The organism is Caballeronia grimmiae (genome assembly GCF_000698555.1).
Lineage (GTDB): Bacteria > Pseudomonadota > Gammaproteobacteria > Burkholderiales > Burkholderiaceae > Caballeronia > Caballeronia grimmiae.
Genome location: NZ_JFHE01000020.1, coordinates 15,603 through 33,494, shown reverse-complemented (window position 1 = coordinate 33,494; position 17,892 = coordinate 15,603). Strand labels below are relative to the sequence as shown.

The 17,892-nt window shown below is 61.2% G+C and carries 14 protein-coding genes; 4 read left to right on the top strand and 10 right to left on the bottom strand.

Annotation, left to right across the window (positions count from 1 at the left end; genetic code table 11):
• Nucleotides 1-263 precede the first annotated feature (263 nt).
• From BG57_RS19420 to BG57_RS19375, 10 genes are all read right to left on the bottom strand, one after another.
• The gene (locus BG57_RS19420; RefSeq protein ID WP_035967275.1) at nt 264-1,232 is read right to left on the bottom strand and encodes an LLM class oxidoreductase; all 969 of its coding nucleotides are present in this window, start codon (nt 1,230-1,232) and stop codon (nt 264-266) included.
• A gap of 496 nt (nt 1,233-1,728) precedes the next feature.
• On the bottom strand, nt 1,729-2,289 hold the full coding sequence (locus BG57_RS19415) for a cytochrome b (protein WP_035967274.1): 561 nt from the start codon (nt 2,287-2,289) through the stop codon (nt 1,729-1,731).
• On the bottom strand, nt 2,286-3,344 hold the full coding sequence (locus BG57_RS19410) for a catalase family peroxidase (protein WP_035967273.1): 1,059 nt from the start codon (nt 3,342-3,344) through the stop codon (nt 2,286-2,288). Before BG57_RS19410 ends, BG57_RS19415 begins: the two co-directional genes overlap by 4 nt.
• Nucleotides 3,345-3,934: 590 nt before the next feature.
• Nucleotides 3,935-5,842 carry a DUF3857 domain-containing protein gene (locus tag BG57_RS19405; protein WP_075583170.1) on the bottom strand — a complete coding sequence of 636 codons (1,908 nt, stop codon included), beginning with the start codon at nt 5,840-5,842 and terminating at the stop codon, nt 3,935-3,937.
• A 218-nt stretch (nt 5,843-6,060) separates the two neighbouring features.
• Nucleotides 6,061-6,759 (bottom strand): MipA/OmpV family protein, encoded by a 699-nt coding sequence (locus BG57_RS19400; RefSeq protein ID WP_229753988.1) that lies wholly within the window; start codon nt 6,757-6,759, stop codon nt 6,061-6,063.
• A 98-nt stretch (nt 6,760-6,857) separates the two neighbouring features.
• Nucleotides 6,858-7,739 carry an alpha/beta hydrolase gene (locus tag BG57_RS19395; protein WP_035967272.1) on the bottom strand — a complete coding sequence of 294 codons (882 nt, stop codon included), beginning with the start codon at nt 7,737-7,739 and terminating at the stop codon, nt 6,858-6,860.
• A 5-nt stretch (nt 7,740-7,744) separates the two neighbouring features.
• Nucleotides 7,745-8,494, bottom strand: coding sequence for a DUF4118 domain-containing protein (locus BG57_RS19390; RefSeq protein ID WP_035967271.1), 750 nt, complete (start codon nt 8,492-8,494; stop codon nt 7,745-7,747).
• 342 nt (nt 8,495-8,836) lie between these two features.
• Nucleotides 8,837-10,822, bottom strand: a complete 1,986-nt coding sequence (locus BG57_RS19385) for a lipoprotein (RefSeq protein ID WP_035967270.1) — start codon at nt 10,820-10,822, stop codon at nt 8,837-8,839.
• A 325-nt stretch (nt 10,823-11,147) separates the two neighbouring features.
• Complete coding sequence (locus BG57_RS19380; protein WP_035967269.1) at nt 11,148-12,407, bottom strand: DUF3443 family protein; 1,260 nt, start codon at nt 12,405-12,407, stop codon at nt 11,148-11,150.
• 209 nt (nt 12,408-12,616) lie between these two features.
• Nucleotides 12,617-13,915: a TAXI family TRAP transporter solute-binding subunit gene (locus BG57_RS19375; protein WP_229753987.1), complete on the bottom strand. Its 1,299-nt coding sequence runs from the start codon at nt 13,913-13,915 to the stop codon at nt 12,617-12,619.
• A gap of 512 nt (nt 13,916-14,427) precedes the next feature.
• Here BG57_RS19375 and BG57_RS19370 point away from each other — a divergent pair.
• Genes BG57_RS19370 through BG57_RS19355 form a run of 4 tightly spaced genes read left to right on the top strand, consistent with a single transcriptional unit; the run spans nt 14,428 to nt 17,768 of the window.
• A complete protein-coding gene (locus BG57_RS19370; protein ID WP_035967266.1) occupies nt 14,428-15,207 on the top strand; it encodes a hypothetical protein in 780 nt (259 codons plus the stop codon).
• The gene (locus BG57_RS19365; protein WP_035967264.1) at nt 15,204-16,457 is read left to right on the top strand and encodes an HdeD family acid-resistance protein; all 1,254 of its coding nucleotides are present in this window, start codon (nt 15,204-15,206) and stop codon (nt 16,455-16,457) included. Before BG57_RS19370 ends, BG57_RS19365 begins: the two co-directional genes overlap by 4 nt.
• A gap of 10 nt (nt 16,458-16,467) precedes the next feature.
• Nucleotides 16,468-17,037: a hypothetical protein gene (locus BG57_RS33840; RefSeq protein WP_035967359.1), complete on the top strand. Its 570-nt coding sequence runs from the start codon at nt 16,468-16,470 to the stop codon at nt 17,035-17,037.
• Nucleotides 17,022-17,768 carry an Lnb N-terminal periplasmic domain-containing protein gene (locus BG57_RS19355; RefSeq protein ID WP_035967263.1) on the top strand — a complete coding sequence of 249 codons (747 nt, stop codon included), beginning with the start codon at nt 17,022-17,024 and terminating at the stop codon, nt 17,766-17,768. The genes BG57_RS33840 and BG57_RS19355 overlap by 16 nt, the downstream gene beginning before the upstream one ends.
• Nucleotides 17,769-17,892 lie beyond the last annotated feature (124 nt).

The following is a 17,892-nucleotide window of genomic DNA, read 5'->3' as shown; positions in this document are numbered from 1 at the left end:
TCAGGGGAGGCCGCGGGGCGAAAGCCGTCTTTCTTCTTGCAGCAGATGATTAGGGACGGCATCGAAGCGGATGAAGCAAATCTGACTGTTGTCGACCGCTGACCCGGATGCGCAATGGCGGCTTGTCCTCGTCGGTGCCGACGATGGCTGTCGACGGTGCAGATGCGCCGGGCGTGGCGGCGGCCCGGGTGCCGATCTCGCGCACGGCGCGGCGACCCGATAGCAAGCAAGCGCCGGTCGTCGCTTTTCAGCACCATGCCGGCTCATGTCGGCATGATGAAGTCAGGGAGAACGAACTGACCAAGCTCCTCGATCACCTCATCTGCGGGGCGTTGGCCATATTTCAGATTGATGATGACATGGTTCACGCCGACCTCCTGCAAGGTGTGCAGCAGCGCAATCAAGGCAGATCGCCCCAGTTGGAAGCCCAGGTGGATCGGCCGTGGCGGTGTCTGCGGGTTACCTGTCAGGTCGATGTATAGCGACTGGGTGAAGGGTTTGAACACTTCACCGCATTCGGCACGGACCGTCGTGCGCCAGCCCTCGACAATCATTTGCTGAACCTTCGGTGCACGCGGATAGCTGATCCAGCCATGACTGCTCCGGGCGATCCACTCCAGCGTCTGGCGGCTATGGCCCGTGATGAAGAAAGGAATCTCCGCCGTGGTCGGCTTCGGGATCAGATCTGCTCCCTCAAGTCTGCCGCCGGGCCAGGTCAAAGGCACGAAACTGCTGCGCTGAACGTCGCGAAAGACCCTGAGGTATTCGCGGAACAGGTTGCCACGTTGCTCCGGGTCAACGCCGAATGCTGGAAACTCTACTGGACGGTCACCGGAAGCCACGCCGAGTAACAGGCGGCCGCCACTGAGCTGATCGACACTGGTTGCGGCCTTGGCGGTGTGTAGCGGATTGCGGATTGGCAGGATGACCGCCGCGGTACCCAGCGCAATCGAGCGAGTGTGTGCCGCCATAAAACCCAGGTAGACCCAGGAATCGAAGACCTGGCCCGAATCACCGAAGCTGGGGTCACGTAACGGCACGTCGCGAAACCAGAGGGCAGAAAAGCCCAGCTCTTCGGCGCGCTGGGCGAGGCTCACCTGGTTGCGCATACTCGGCGTATCGCCGGTAAAGGCTTCGAGGGGGAAGAAAAGACCCAGGCTCAGGCGGCCTTCGCGGTACGTGCGCTGGAAGCCAGGTTGTTGCTGATAGGGAATGGAACTCGGCGTAAACATGCTCTCTCCCACGGACGGCGAAAAGTCCGTCCGGACTTTTCAGCTTGTTCGTCGCGGGCTCCCACACCGGTCAGGCCGACACTCTGATCGATTCGTCGATCGCTATTTTTGACCACAACCTTTCGAGCGACGGGAGCAAGTCTATGGGCAGGGGGCCGGCGTTTCTTTCTGGTTTCTGTCGGAACGTGTCGGAATCCTGCATCATCGCGACCTTTTCTTATTTCAGGCTCGGTAGAAGGGATGGTCTTTGGGGAGCATTGCACGATGTCGCTCACGACGCTGTCCGGCCGACGCCTCGCGTACGGTCGCAAGCAGATTGAATGGCGTGCTATCGAGATCGAGCGGTGGACAGTGGCACGACTGTCCGCTATTCCACGCTGATCATCAGCGGTTCTTTGCCGGCCGAACAGAACCGCTACGTTTCGTGCCGCAATGCCAACAGACCTTGCATTCCGTTGCGACGATTCGCTCGGCCTCTGAAGCGATGAATCACCGCTTACTTACGCCACGAAGCCATGGCCTGAAACACGCCATCGCGGCGTATCAGCGCGTGAAACAGCGCAGCCGCTAAATGAACGACGATCAGCGCAAAAAAGCATAGCGCGAGAAACCGATGCGCGTTCCACAACAGCGAATGCAGGCTGTTACTGTGCGGCAGCAACGACGGCAGATGCACGCCAAACACGACCACCGGAAAATCCGCCGCGGACAACATGCCGTACCCGATGAGCGGCAACGCGATCATCAACGCATAGAACGCGTAGTGAGACAGATGCGCGGCGAGCTTCATCGGCTCGGGCATGTCGGCGGGCAGGGGCGGCGCGCCACGCACGATCCGCACGGCGAGACGAATCAGCCCGAGTATCAGGATGACGATGCCGAGCGGCTTATGGATCGAAACGAGCGTCAGATAGTCTGGCTTCACAGTCGACACCATGCCCACCCCGATGAACAGCATCGCCAGGATGCAGACGGCCATGATCCAGTGCAGCGCGCGTTGCAGCGGGGAAAAGCGCGCGTGAATCGCACGCGCGGCGGTTCGGATCGTCGTACTCATTGCTGCGCTCCTTCGCCGGTGTGCGGATAGTGCTTGTCCTCGGCCGTCCTGCGATTGAACGACACCGAATACGCCGCCGAGCGCGCCGCCGGGAATGGATCGTCGGAGACGTGCATGCCTGCGGGCAGCACGGTCGGATCGAAGTTGAGGTCGCGACATGGACCGTCCGGTTCGGCTTCGATTTGTTTCACCACCAGCGTGCCCGCGTTCACGGTGCGGCGGTCTTCGGGCCACGCCTTGCTCGGGTCCGCAGTCGGGTCGCCCGGATTCGCCACGGTGACGAGCATCGTCCAGCGTTGCGGAGCGGCTTGTACTCTCTTCGCGATGTCCGCTGCGAGGAAGTTGTCGCCGAGCGCCTTCAACTGATCGCCGGTCAGGTTCTCGGGCTGCGCGAGCGGGACGAAGGACCATCGCACGACCTGATCCTTGCCCGATGCATTCGTGAAGACGAAGCTGTTCAGTCCGTTGTAACGGTCTTCCGCATACGATGCCGTGAACGGCGCGCTGCCCGCCCACTTGCCGAACGCGCCGATTTCCGGGTGCGCGGCCGCGAATCGTTTCATCGCGTCAGGATCGCGCTTGTCGGCGAGCGCGCGCTGCAGATCGTAGAAGGCTTGAGGCGTCGAGACGGGAAAGAAGGGCGCGTCGATCATGGCGGCACGCCATTCGCTGCCGTCGGGCGTTTGCACGCGCAGGCTGAGGCCGCGGACACGCGCCATGGCGTCGCTCGCTTTCGGATCGGGCGTGCCGAGATTGAAGCGTCCCGTAACCGGATAAGAATCCGCCGCAAACAGTTGCGCTCTGGAGAGATCGGCAGCGGCGCCAGTGGAATCGAAACTGCCGGTAAAACAGATACCCTTTGCATGATTGCGTCGAAAGCCCGGGGCGGGGCCGCTCGCCGGCGCAAGCGCGTTCACCATCTTCGCGGGTGTGAGCCGTCCCGGCGACAGCCAACCGGCGGTGTACGCAAAAGCGCCAACCAGCACGATCAGCACCGCTGCAATCGTCGCCAGCGACGCAAGATGGGATGCAGGTTTGCTCGACTTGTCGACCATCGGACTCTCTCTCGATAGGCGTTGGACCGACAGGTAATCTAGCAGCACGCAAAAAAACGTGCAGGAAAGGCGGCCTCGTTGTCGAAAGGCATGTCTCCTTTCGCCGCTTCGCGCGCCTCCACCGCCTCGACGCCGTCCCGCATTTGCCGGGCTCGCGGGCGGGCGGCGCGCCGGAATTGCCGGGCTCTTTCGCGCTCTTGTCGTACTAGATTCGACTTGCGCCGAGTGTCGATGTTGCTTTGGCGCGTCGAACGCTGCACGCGTGGGTTTGCTCAATCGGGGCCATACGGCGTGGCATACAGTGGGCCTGCTTGGCTCCGCCATCCACACGTCCAATCAAGGTCTTTAACAGAGGCAGTATTCAGTAACTGCGCTGAGTCCTTCGGCGAATACTGATGCAGCGGTCATTCGGAAGAAAATGCGAGTTTTCCGCGCGAATTTCAAACTCCGCGTCGGCGTTGGTGGTGGAGCAAGGCGTCTCGCTTCGTTTGAAGTCGGCTGTGTCCGGCCGCGTCGAAGGGGGCCGAGGACGTAGGGCAAGGAACCGAACAGTGTCGGGCGGCGCGGTGCTTGCCGCGCGCGCAGGCCCATCATTGATAGACGATCTGCGCTGCGAGATCATGCTTTATCGACGTGGCCATTTTGCGGAGGGCGGGGCACTGATCCGGCTGCAAATACGGCGCCTTCGACGTTAGATCGAGCGTCCGCGTGACGGTGATCGTCTTGTCTTCGAGAGCATAAGACGATGTGTACGTGCCGAACGGCGAAGTGATGGTGGCAGGTTTCGGAAGGCTCAACACCTTCATCGTGACGGGCAACTCTATTTTCGTGACTTCCGTTATGTGTCCGGCGTTGAACAGGAACGGCGTTCTGCGTTTGCCGGACCCTAGCCCGTCGAAGGCGCTTGAAATCGTGTTGAGGCCGCCCAAACCTCTCGGGACGCGCATGGCGCCGGGACCCGGCAGCGGCGTGTAGTCGGGCAGGTCGAACACGCTGGAAAAAGAGAACGCATGACGCAGGTCGTTGATGTTGCCGTGCATGTAGCGACCGGTGCCGTCCGATCCGCTGGCTGTCAGATACGCCTCTGCGAACACCGGTTCGGAACCGGAGGGCAGCCGCGCGAAGATGGAACGCGCAATCCAGTCGTACTCGCCGCGTGTTTCCACCTCGCTACTACCCCGGATGTTGCCGAGCCTGTCGAGTTTGATCCGCGTTGTCGTTATCACCTTGTCGGCGTCCGGATCGGCAACGGGAAGCGTGACGAGGCGGGGCTGCTCGTCGCCGACGCCAATCAGCAAGGCCCGCTTCCCTTCCTCGTTGAACGGAAGCGTGCCGAATCGGGCTACGCCCGCGGTCGAGTCAAGGTAGACGTCGAACTCGGGAACGTAGGTGATGGCATGATTGAACACGGCTAGCGGACTCGCGACTGACGGCAGCCAGTAGCGACTGTCCGCATTCACGAGCACCGTTCCGCTCGATATGCCCTTCGCGGCCAGCAAAGCCTGAAGCAGCGTCGTGTGGTCCTTGCAGTCGCCATAGCGAGCGCGCAGAACGTCCTGGGCGGTATGCGGAACGACCCCGCCGAAACCCAGGAACACGGCGACGTAGCGAACATTGCGACCGACCCATTGATACAGTGCGTCGGCCTGATCGCGCCGGTCCACGATTCCTTTCGTGACTTCATCGGCCAGGGCCTGAATGTCGGGCGTGACGGCCGCCTGCGTCCGGGCACGCGCGCGGTATGCCTGAGCGAGCGCTTCGTAGCTCGCAAACGTAGTGACCGATAGCCGTGGACTGCGATCGTCGATGCTCGGCGCGTTGGGCTCGCCGGGTAGCGCAGGCGCATCCTTCATGGACCAGTGCCACGTTTGCTGTCCATCGGCGTTCGCCGCGACGAGCCCGCCCGGCATATCGACGACATCCGCATAGAGCTTCATCGACGCCGGCGCATTGATCGTGACGCTCGCACTCTTGATGGCCTTGTTGTTCGAAAACGTGTCATTGACCGAAAACTGGCCTGGAAATAGCGGCGTGACCTGCGTCTCGCCTGTGCGCATCGTAACGGTCGCGCCTGGCTCGACGCCGGGAAAGACGATCGTCTTGACGAGGTTGTCGTCAAAAGTCGGCGCGTAGGCGCTCAATGGACTTTGACGGGTGAAGATCGCACTGGGCGGAACGTCGATCCGCATGCCGTCGCGCGTGGTCGTGTAAGCCTCGATCACCTCGAACTTTTGCAATTCGTTGCTGTATCGATACGAAATCTGACCGTATGCCCGGACGCCACCTTCCGTTTCAATGCGAATGGACCGTGTTTGATCGTATGTCGACGAGCCGTCGTGATTCACGGTGTAGACGTTGTCGTCGGAGAGCACGGTGACAGGCGGGGCGTAATCGGCAGAAAAAGCGACAGTTGCGTGCGCGACCATTGCAGCCACAGCGAGGTGCGCTGCAACCAGACCGCCTAGTCGATTCAGTCGACTGTCTCGCGCAATCAGCATGTAATTTCCTCTCTGAGGTTTTTTTCTTCCTCTCGCGAGGAGCCGGAAAATGATCTGACAAGGGTTAAGCTAAGCAGCGCTTACTGTCCGGCTGAACACGTTCGATGTGCGCTGGTGATTGGCTGTTCAGTGTCGGGTTACAGCTCTTGCACGAGGTGGGCACCCGACGCGATCATCGCAGTCCGCCGTCGGGCGCTAACCGGCCAGAGCGGACTCCGTTAGAACTTATAAGCGACCGACATGGTTCCGTTCAGATCCAGCCGACGTTCTGTTACCGGGCTCCCTGCGGCGGACCCTTCCAGGCGGCCAGCAATCACCGCGGCACTAGCCGACCAATTCGACGAGATGACATAGGTTGCGGCCATGTTCAGATGCACGTCTCGCAGCCCCGAGCCAGCGGCGTATTGCGGCAGTCCGGACGCCGCACTCTGCGACGGCGTAATGGCGAAAAATGTCCGGGCATACTGGCCGCTCGCCCAGGTGACGCCCGGGCCCACAGAAAGCATCAGTCTGCCGAGCGGCGCGGATATGAAAAGATCGGCCATTGCAGTCAGGCCTTGGCCGGTGCCCGCAATGTCCTGATAGACGGCAGTCGCACCAGTGAAAGCCCACCAGGTATAGTCGGCGAAAAGCCGGAGCTTCGGCCCGTAATGGATATCGGAGAGCCCTTTCAGTCTCGCGTCGTCGGACGACGTTCGCGATTGAAAGTCGAAGCTGATCGAGGCACCGGCGTGGTAGTTCTCGGCTCTCAGGACGTTGACGCCGAACACGTCGGGTCCCTGCGAGAAGACGCGGTCGTGCCACGATACGTCCTGGACCGGCAGCGGAAAGACCTTGAGCCGCGAGGACCCGGGGAAAGCGGGAAACACGTAGACGCCCGGTCCCGCCGATATCTTCCATGCGTCGGTTTTGCCCATGTCCTCGTTTGCATACGCGGCGTTGCTCGCACTGCAAAGCGCCATGTAAACAACGCCTGCCAATACGACACTTCGTCTTGTGCTTCGAGTCATCCTGCTCATCGTGCCGCTCTGCTGGTCGAAGCGGGCTGCCGTAGCCGCCGGGCGAGCGCTCGCGATACCACTTGCTTCGAACCCGCGTCTCCATCGGCCCCGCAAGCACTGTCCCGCAAAAAGAGCGCACATTCTCGAGCGACGACTTCGCGCTCGTTATCGGACGTGATCATGTGATACGAGTCGTCGAGCCATATCGTCCGTTGCAACGATGCGCCTATGTTTTCCTGCACATAACGCGCGTTATGCGGGCTGGACGTCTCGTCGTCGACGGCGTGAATGATGAGGCAGTCGTTCGCGATGTATTTCAGGTCTCTTCGGACGGACGCGGCGAGGCGCGTCGCCTCATGCAGTGCGGGCAGCGATATTGTCGCGGGGCCGACTTCACTGAGCTCGCCTTTTCGCATCGCCCGCGCGATTTTTGCGCGCAGCGCGCTGTTGCGCAGACCGAACGGCTCCTGTTCGCGATACCGGTAGCGGTGGCGCATCGGCGTCTTGTGCGCCCAGGCGAGCAGGAAGCGATACCACGGGATCGCCCATCCGTCGTAATCGAGTGTGATCGACAGCAGGAGCAAGGCGCGGGTCGATGGGCGCTCGCGCGCGACGGCGGCGGAGAGTGCAGCGCCCATCGACAGTCCGCACACGGAGACGTGCCGGTGCCGCTTTGCGAGCACGTCAAAGGCGTCGACAGCGGCACTTACCCACTGCTCCATCGGCGCATGGCCGTGGCCTGCCGAGTAGCCGGGCAACTCCGGCGCGTGCGTCGCGAAGCCATCGGCGCTCAGGCAGCGCGTGAGATAACGCAGTTCCAGCGGCGAGCTGGACAGGCCGTGCAGCAAAAGGACGGCATGGTCCTCGTTGCGGTTCTTCAGGTCTTGTCGGTGCATGGTGGTCACGCCGCGCGAAGGATCAGAAAATCGCCGGTGGGCGTAGCGAAGCGTTCGCAGACGCATTCGACGGGCTGCCAATTGCGCTCGGCGGACTGGAAGCGGATGTTGTGCGAGCCCGGCAGCAGCGCGTCGCTGACGCGAGCAAGGTCCTCGTCGTGAGCCTCCCGATGCTTCACGCCGTAAGTGATGCTGGCGCTCCTTGTATCGGCCTTGCGCGATGAGGTCCCAGACACTGTGTCGAGTGTCTTGATCAGAATGAGCGAACGATTGTGTTCGGAAATGTGTTTCATCATGCGCCCCATCTCCTCAGTCGCGCGGCGGTTGATTAGCCGCTCGTTCTCGTGCCGAAGGAGCATTTCATAGCGTGACTGAGCGACTCCGGCAAGCAGCTGTGAACGATATTGCGTACGCTTCAACCGCTCGATCAGCGCGATCAACACAATTGTGATGAGCGGGTATGACACGAGCAGTGTGATGTCGGCGCGATCGATCTCTTCGATACGGCCGTATGGGGGAACGAAGAGAAAGTCGGCAAGTCCCAGCCCGATCAGCATCACGCACGCGGCGGGGGCGAGTCCGCAGTAGTACTCGACAAGCACGGCGGCGATCAAAAACGCCGTGCCCGGCATGATGGGGCCGAGCAACGGGTGCAGCAAGGTGCGTACGAGGGCGGCGATGATGAGCGCCGCGGCGGCGATGAGCCATCGGCGGCGACCGCGCGGGGCCCATCGTTGAGAGTTGCGGATGTACATGTGCTTTTCTACGACGACATATGACTTGACTACGACGTATAAGCGTCCTGACTTGAATTAGATCGATGTGGACGTTGGCTTTATCGAGGCGAGTACGATGGGCAGCAAGTCGATGAGATCCGATGCGACGCCGTGATGTCACCCATCTTAACCATGAGCCGCATTTTCAATCGATCGAAAAGACGGTAGTTCGCAAGGCTAACCGGCGATTTCGCTGGGCCAGCATGTGTGGGGAGGCGTCCAGCGCATACGTAGAAGCACCGCCTCACGATCGACGACGAACCGGTCGCTTACGCTTATCGGATCGTCGCCGCCGACACCTTGTCCAGTCGCCGATGAGCCTTACTGCGCTGCCGCGGTACTTGCGGCAACCGGCGGCGTACCCACGCGATAGCACGAGGGAATGGACTTCGAATCCGGACGCTGGTAAATCAGCTTATAGCCGTTAGCCCCACTGGCCCATGACGCCTTCGATGCGAAGGTCAGCACAGGACCGGCGCTGTTGCTCGAACTCGCTGTCTGCGTGATGACGAGCGGTGCGAGCACCGGGTCGGCCTGGACCTTGTCCGCATCGATGATACGGCGCACGTGCGAGAGGCTTGCCGCGTACCAGTCGGCTTTCATCGTCGCATTCTGGATGACGAAAGGGCGATAGGCCGGTCCGGCATAGTGACTGTCGATGATCATCCACGGATCCTTGTCCGTCGATTCGCCCAGCTCGGACAATGGCATGCTCTTGCCGTCCAGCGTCGACAGGTACGACCCGATGTCGACGCCCAGACGCGATCCGACCTTGCCCAGCGTACTGAGATCGAAGTGCGCCGGATCGCTCGCCTTGAGTTCGTTGTAGTGCTTGCCCGTCCACGTGATGACGTGCGAGACATCGTAGCCGTCCGCCGTCGTGACTGCGCCGACGTTGGCCGAGACCTTCGCCTTCTGTGTGACGTACAGCAGGTCGCCCGGCTTGAGATAACCGACCATGCTGGCGATGTTGCCCTGGTTGATGTCCAGCAACACGCCAGGCTCCCTCTTCCCCGAACTCACGAGCGGATCGTCCCCGGTAGAGCAAGCCTGCGAACCAATTCCCGTTTCGAGGTTGTTTGTATCCTGCGTCAGACCGGCGAAGTTGTACACCCATGAGGTGAAGTTGGAACAATCGACGCCTTGCCACTGAATCTCGTCGCTCGTAGTCAAACGCCGAAGGCTCTGCGATCCGTCGGCGCGACGGTTCGCGGTGCACGTCATCTTGGACGTGCTGCCACCGGAAGTGCCGCTAGGAGAGAAGTTGCGGAATTTTGCGGGCGACTTCGGCGGCAACCAGCCGGGAATGTGATGGTGGCAATAGTTCAAGCCCTGATCGACCCAGTAGTTCTCCACGGCCATGACCAGCTCGCGCTGGAACGCGCCGGTATCGCTGCCGCAGGCTGCCGCCGTGACCGGGCCGTAACTGGCAGCGAACGGACCCCACGTGCCGCCGTTGGCGAAGGTTTTCCAGTTCGCCACGGTGACGCCGTTTCCGAGCTGTGCCTGCACCTCGTTGTTTCGATTGGCGAACAGCGTGCCGAGCTCGCTCAGCAACTTGTCGCGATCCGTGCACGCCGCGCCGCTGATGGACACCGAGGCCGCATGACCGGGGAGCACGTTCTTGAGCGCCGACACATTCTTGATGCCGGACTTGTTGCGGCTGCCGCCGACGTAGGCGGCCGCGGCCGTCGTGATCGCGCAGTTACCGCTGACTGGTGCGTCGAGCGTGCCGTCCGCATTGATGTTGCCCGCGCCCGCATTGCATTGGGCGAGGTTGTCGCCGTTGCCGGCTTGCGCAACGATATTCTGCCTGCTCTCGCCGATTGAGAGACCGAGCGACGTGCGGCTCTGGGACTCCGCGCCGAGCGCAAGCGCCATTTTCGCGCCGTCGGATACTTCCGGCGTGGCGCCGGTCGAAACGAACGTCGGGATGGTCTCGCTCACGTCGATATCGCCCGCGAAGGCATTCACACGCGACATCGCTGAGGCGATGTTGTCGGCGGTAAGGCCGCCGGCGGCGCGTGCGTCGGCGACGACAGCGTTCGAGTAGGCGGAAACGACCATCTGCGAGGGCGCGGTCAAATACACCGCGTCGAGTTCCCCATTCAGCGTGGTCGTGGCGCCGGTTGCCTCTTCCTCGTACGAACCGCCTGTGACCCGGACGAACACCGGATAGTGCAGTGTCGATTTAAGCACGAAGGAACCGTCGGACTTGGTGGTCGCAGTCGTGACCGGCTTGTCGGACACGGTGCCGTCTGCCGCGAGTTCATGAACTTCGACTGTCGCGTTACTGAGCGGACCCATGTAGACGCTGCCGGAAGCCGACGGTCCAGAGTTGCCGCCGCACCCTGCAAGAGCGGAGCAGAAGACGGCGAGCGCTGCGGTACTGATAAGGGTTGGCTTCACGAATTTCAGAGTGATCAAACTTGCGTTAATCGAATGGCGGTGCGCTGATGGCGCGCTCGCCAATTTTTAGTTTTCTTGATGAGCGATCGCACCGCCGACGCACTTTGTCAGTTTTGATACCACTAGTGCATTGACGGCTTACGGACCATCAACGTCATGGTCGCGCGAGCCGATTCGATGCGCGACATCGCTTGCGCTCGTGGAAGTTATTCCAGTAAAAGCGTTAGGGAAAGACTGCATCGGAGAACGCGTAATACGCATTGCCGGACCCGCTCGACCCGTCCGTCAATCTCACGAAGACTTTACGTCCGATAAAAAAGGGCATGCCCCAGACAAAGGCGCGCGAGTCCTTCCTGGCGATGATGGCAACGTTTCTGAACGCGCCCTTGCCGCTGCGGACCAGACTGGCCGAATCGCCGACGCGGAAGTTCGCGGTCGCATCCGTGGTTTGGCCCTTCAGCGTTGCCGAGAACTTTGCTTCGGGCGTTGCGCACCAGTGGGAGCCGCACTCGCGCGCGTCGGCCGGCGATGTGGCGAAATAATATTGTTCGGTGCCTGTATCGAAGTAACTCGCGGAGTACGACTGGCCGTTCCAGACCGTGGTAAAGGTTCCATCCGGCGCGAGATCGACCACGTTGGTCACGTCGAGCGCATTGTTCGATCGCGTGCCGATACCGAGCGTAAGTGTTCCCCGCGTCGCGATCGCGCCTGACTCGGGCACCGGCTGCACGTCGAGCACGTAGCCATTGTTGTCGGAGGGAAGTGCCGCGATCGGATGAACAACACGGAAATTCGCGGCCACGGGCCTCGCAACCGGCGCGCACCCATCCGCGGTGCACTCGTAGTACCGGGGCGTCTTGAGCGAAATGAAGCATGGATCCCTGCAGTCGTTCAGGGATACCGCAGCGATGCCGAGCGTTCCGTTCGACGTCGGCTTGCCGCCCTTCAAACAAGAGTCGGGGCGTTGATGATCCGCGTACGACACGCTCGCTTCATCGACGATCTGAATCGGAATACTCGATGCCTGAATGGCAGCCAAGCGGACATCGGCGCGAGTGACGATGCCCCACGCCGCCGAAGACACGAAGCGATAGCATTCGGCCAGCGCATTCGCGCCGGGCCCTGGCATCGCCGCGAAGCGTTCGGGATGCTTGAGCGCGGAACGCTGCAATCGCAAGCCGACAGATCCCGTGTCCACCATGACGTTATGGACCGTTTCGCACTCGGACGTGCCAGGTACGCAGACAGTGACGCTGATCAAAGCCCGGTTGATGTCGTAGTTCGGCGTCTGCACTCTGACGGGTAATACGTTCTTCGCACCGGTCGTCGCCGGGTCCGATGCACCGGCAGCAGACGTCCCCACCGTCGAGGAGAAGACGTTGGCCGACGCAGCGGCTTGAATCGACGGCGTATTGGAGTTTCCTCCGCACGACACGAGAAAAGGAAGCGCGATAAAAATGAGAGTGCCGATGAAACGCCGCATGTCCGCTTATGTGAAGAATGGTCGCTGTGCCCGGAGGACGGACGGTGACATCTGTTCCAGTGCCGCGCATAAGGTTCGAGGAACGTGCGCGGCTTCGATGCTTTGCAATGTCATCCAAAGCCTTTCCGAGATAACGGCAGCGCCTTCGTTAGCTTGAACATCTTGTAAGGTGCGGAGCCTTGCCCCGTCGCTTCACGGCACACCGGCACTCAGCCATGGAGAGGACGTTTTCTCCTGACGCCAAGACGTGCTCGCACAAGGACGATATGTTCCCGCAAGATGTAAAGCGCATCGGCATAGGCAAGCGGAAGCCGTATGCTGTCCAGCGACTGTTCGACGGAAGCCAGTTCCGCAAGCAGCGGGCGACGGTCGTCGCCAGCGGCCAGTGCGAGCGCCTTGCGCTCGACCGCCAGCAGACGGCCATAGAACCGGTAGATGCGTGATCGGACCCGCCAGCGATATAGCGCGGGAATCAGCCGCAGCGCCGGAACGATCAGCACCATGAGCGGCACGAGCAACAGGAGCGCCCGATCCGTCGCACTCGCGAGCCAGAAGGGCAGCGTGCGGTAGAGGTAGCTCTTTCCGGAACGGTAGTAACGAGTCGCCTCCTCGCTGATCGGAAAATCACGCGCGATCGGATTGGGAAACTGTCCTGCCCGCTGCATGATCGTCGATTTTCCATGGACTTCCTGTGCCGCCTCGATGAGCAGGTCGGACAGCGCGGGATGCAGGCCCTTGCGCGCCACTAGCTCGACAGTCGGCGCGATGAGGTGCACCGTCTGCGGCGGAATGCGCCGGCCGAGATCGAGTATGCCGGGCGGCAGGTCGATCTCGTCGAGATAAGAAAAGCGCCGCGTATACGCGGGCGCATCGGCGAAATCCATGAGGGAGATGCCTGGAACCCTATAGAGACGCAGCATGAGCGCGCGCGTGGCCGAGTCTCCGCTCAGGATGACGGCATCAGCCTCGCCATCGACGAGCTGAGTGGCCGCTTCGAGCCCGTCGGTCGATAGCAGCATCGTGTCTGCGCCGGGCGTCACGCCGTTCGCCGCCAGCAGTTTGAGCGACAGCTCGCGCGTGCCGCTGCCTTCCCGGCCGATGGCGATTCGCTTGCCGCTCAGTTGCGACAAGGACGTCAAGACGTTGCCGCGATAGAACACCAGCAACGGCACATAAGTCACGCTGCCGAGCGACATCAGTTCGGCCGCTTGCTGGTCTCTGGCGACGCCACTCTGAACCAGCGCGACGTCGACTTGTTGCCCCGGATCGAGCAGACGCTCGAGGTTCTGCCGCGAACCATCGGAGGGCACGACGTTGAGCGTGATGCCATAGCGCGCGAGAACTTTGGCGTATTGCCTGCCCATCCAGTACAGCGAGCTGCCGGGCTGACCGGTACTGATGGTGATGCTGCGCGGAACCGCCGGTCTCAACAACCAGCAGCCGAGCATCGTCGTAACGACCACCGACAGGATGCCAAGCGCGATCCTGCCCGGAAGGCCGCGTGCCATCTTCCTCACGGAGCGCCATAGGTAAAGAGCACGCATCACTTTTTGTGGCGGTCAGGCTTCGGACAAGCTGATGATCCGGATTCGGTGAGGATGAGGGCAGTCATGGCGTCAGGAGCGATTCTGGGTGGCTGTCACAACGACAGCGTTTCGCTCATCTCTGAGGCGGCCATCGGATATGACAACTTCATCGGAGCTTAAGGCACTGGTCGGCCCGGCGATGCGCCGAACAGCAGTGCAAAACTGCCGTTGATTGCGCGTTATCTTCGGCTGCGCCGCATTGCCGCTGCCTGCAACGCCGTCAGAGTGGCGACGTTTAGTTCAGTGAACGACAGTCGAGCGTTGTATTAGCTCAATCAGCCACTTCTGCCTGCCGTTCGAACGCCGAGACGAGTGCTTTCCCGAACTCCTCAAGTTTTCCGCTCGCATTCCGTAATGCAGACACGTCTTCGGGTGCGAATGGCGCGTCGGCCGCCACGGCTGTGTTCGGAATTCAGTTTATAAATCTGGCAGATATGAAGAAGGCTGTATTTGCAGACGCCGTCGGTGGTGTCATCCTCACCGTGTTCGTCACCGCCGTGCTCGTGATGCTGCACGCGCAGGTCGGCGGTAACCATGGCATCGTCAACTTTCTTGGCAGCGCTGAACTGCCGATCGTCGCGTCGGTGCTGATGCTCGATTCGTTGCGTGAGGCGATCGGCTCCATCTACGAAGGCGAGCATCGGCAGAACATCTTCGTCGCGGGCATCGTGATCTTCGTCGTTGCATTGCTGCTTGCGTCGAAGGGCGTGGACATCGAAGTTGCCCGGCACCACGCGCTGGAAGACGCGGTGCTCAATGCGGGTGTCATCGCAAAGATGACGGCCGCGGAGCATCAGGCGTGGCTGCGCGGCGCGGAGCAGACCTTGCCGCTGCCCGTGTGGGTCGTTCCTGCCAATCTGCTCGTCTGGGTCGCCGCGATCGCCATTTCGATCTGGAACCGGGCATTGGCGATCAACGAGAAAGCGCGGTCGATATCGCGCGAAAACGTCGCGGCATTCGTGCGTCTGCTCGACGAGAGCCGTCGCGGAGATGCTGTTGTCACCGCATTGCTCGAAGACGAGCGTCAGGCCCGCGCGGAACTCGACACGCCACTGGCGGGCAGGGACGGCCGCGCGGCGATACTGCGCCACGCGCGCGCCCTCGACGCGCTGCAACTTTGCCTGCGCGGCAGCATGGCTTCGTACGATGCGCTGGCGTCCGACGAAGCGGGTGAAACTGGCCGCGTCCATTCCCTTGCAAGGTCCGTCAAATGATCCAGCTTCTTCTGCTCCTGCTCGGGGCTCAATTCTCCCAGCGACATCTACCCAAGCTGCTGGCCTTTGGCGTGGCATGGTTTGCGATCGGCGTGTTCGTGGTTTTCGATGCGTTCGACGGCGCACTGTGGTTCCCGTTGCAGGCGTTCGGGTTGCTCCTGCTGCTCGAAGGTATCTCCACGATCGGTATGACGCGCAGCGGGCTTTCGTTGCAGACGAGCTTCCGTTACTCCAAAGGCGTGATTGGCGCGCTGATCGGCGTGCTGGTCATCGTCCGCCATAGCTACACGGATTTCGCGCTGGCCATGCTGTTCGGCGTCGGATTCGCGCTGGAAGGTTGCCTGTTGATCGCGGCGGCGTATATCGTCCGCTATCGTCACTGGCGCACGACTGCCGCGCTCGGGGCATTGAGCATCGTACTGGCGATCATCTTCTTTCAGCCGTATCCGACGCATTATCGCGGCACCGTTCCGTATTGCATCGGCATGTGGTTCGTGGTGGGCGGCGGTCGCATGGTCTGGCTCTATCTGCGTCTTCGCACGTCGGCCGCGGGGCAGAGCATGGCATCGCACGCCGGCGAACCGTCGCTCACGCCGATGGTTGTCCACGTCTGGACGCCGGTCGGCTCCGCGCGCGACAAGGCTATTCGACGCCCGGTGATCGATCGTTATATTGCCGCGGTGGATTCGAAGGGCGTGATTTCGACAGGCCACGCCGCGCTCGAAGCGGGCAACCTGTATTTGAGCCTGTATCCTGCGGTCGAAATCGACCGCGCACCCGAAGAGTTCGCGCGCCTGCTTCGCGCAGATGCGTCGAACGACGTGGCGGGCCGCTACCTGCCGAGCTATCCCGAGGAAGCAGCGAGCTGGTGCGAATCAACGGTAAAGATCACCTTTCGCCGTTACGACGCGAGGCGCCTCGAAACATTTACAGATCAGTTCAAGACCAAGGGGATCTATAACCTCACGAGCCGCAACTGTTCGAGCACGGTCGCCGAAGCGCTGGAAGCCGCGCTCGAAGGCACGGAATATCGGAAAGGCGGATGGGCCGACGTGCTGCGTCTGGTCGTCATGCCGGAATTGTGGATCGCGGCGCAGATCCGTCACCGCGCGCACACGATGGCGTGGACGCCCGGCCTCGTGCTCGACTACGCGCGGGCGCTGCGCGTGGTCACGCATCCGCCGGCAATCGGATGGCTGGCACTGGCTGCGCTGACGATGCGTCATGCGCGCCGAGCGCGTCGGGCCTGAGGCGCGTCAAATGGAGAAGTTCACGCATGTGCGGATCGTCATGGGCATGATCGTCAGCCTGGGTCTGACGCACATGCTGAAAGGGCTTTCTTCGACGATTCAGCATCCGACGCGCACGAACGTCTACGCGATTCACCTTGCGTGGGTCGCGTCGCTCATTCTCAACATCCTGCAGTTCTGGTGGTGGGAATTTTCCTTGCGCGAAATTCCGGTTTGGACCTTCGGCATCTATCTCTATCTGATTCTGTATGCGTTCATCATCTATCTGATGTGCGCGATGCTGTTTCCCGATTCGATTCGTGAGTATCAGGACTATCGCGAGTATTTTCTGTCGCGGCGCAGATGGTTCTTTGGGCTGCTATTGACGGAATGCGTGATCGATATCGGTGATTCGCTCATCAAAGGTGAAATACACGTCGCGAGTCTGGGCGACGTGTACTGGATCAGAACCGCTTTAGTGGCGATAGGCTGTCTGTTCGCCATTCGCACCCGCAATCAGGTTTATCACGCGAGCTTCGTCTCGATGAATCTCGTTACACAAGTCTTGCTGGTGGCGAATATGTCTTGGGCCAGCGCGTGAAAGAAGAGGCGCAGTGGGTTTCGGAATACGCCCGCACCGCGTCCGCCGTGTATCACGGCGATGAAGTGCACATTCGCAACATCCGGAATTTCTCGTATCGCACCCGCGACGATTCCATCCCCTCTTATTACGACGCTCGATATAGCCTCGGCAGTGTGCGGAGCGTCGATCTGGTGGTCTCGCGCTGGACCCACGAGTCGATTGCGCATGTGTTCGTGAGCTTCGGTTTCGACGATGGCCGCTATCTCGCGATCTCAATCGAAACGCGTCGCAAGCAGGGACAGCGTTACTCGACCTGGAAGGGGTTGTTCCGGAATTACAGGCTGATCTACGTGGTCGCCGACGAGCGCGATCTCATTGGCGTGCGAACCGACGTGCGTCGCGAACGCGTGACGCTTTATCGAGCAGACGTGCCGGTAGAAACCGTGCGTGCGCTGTTCGCGGATTATCTGCGCCGCGTGAACGAGTTGAACGGGCGTCCCGAGCACTATCACACGCTCGTCAACAACTGCACCACGAACATCCTTCGACACGCCCGCACCGTCGCGCCGCATTTGCGCTATAGCTGGAAAGTGTTGTTGAGTGGACACGCCGACGAATACAGCTACGCCCTCGGTTTGCTCGATCGTTCCATGACGTTCGATGAACTCAAGGCACGCTGCCTGATCGAGCGGCACGAACATTCCGTTGTGGATGCGGATTTTTCAGCGGCGATCCGGCGCGCACGCTGAGCATTCGAGTAGAAGATAGTGCAGGGGATCGTCGTCGCACTGACCGACGCCGCATTCGAGCACGGTCGATACCGGAGCGACGGCGACGAGAAGCGTAAAGATGGTGAGCGTCGCTTTTTCCACT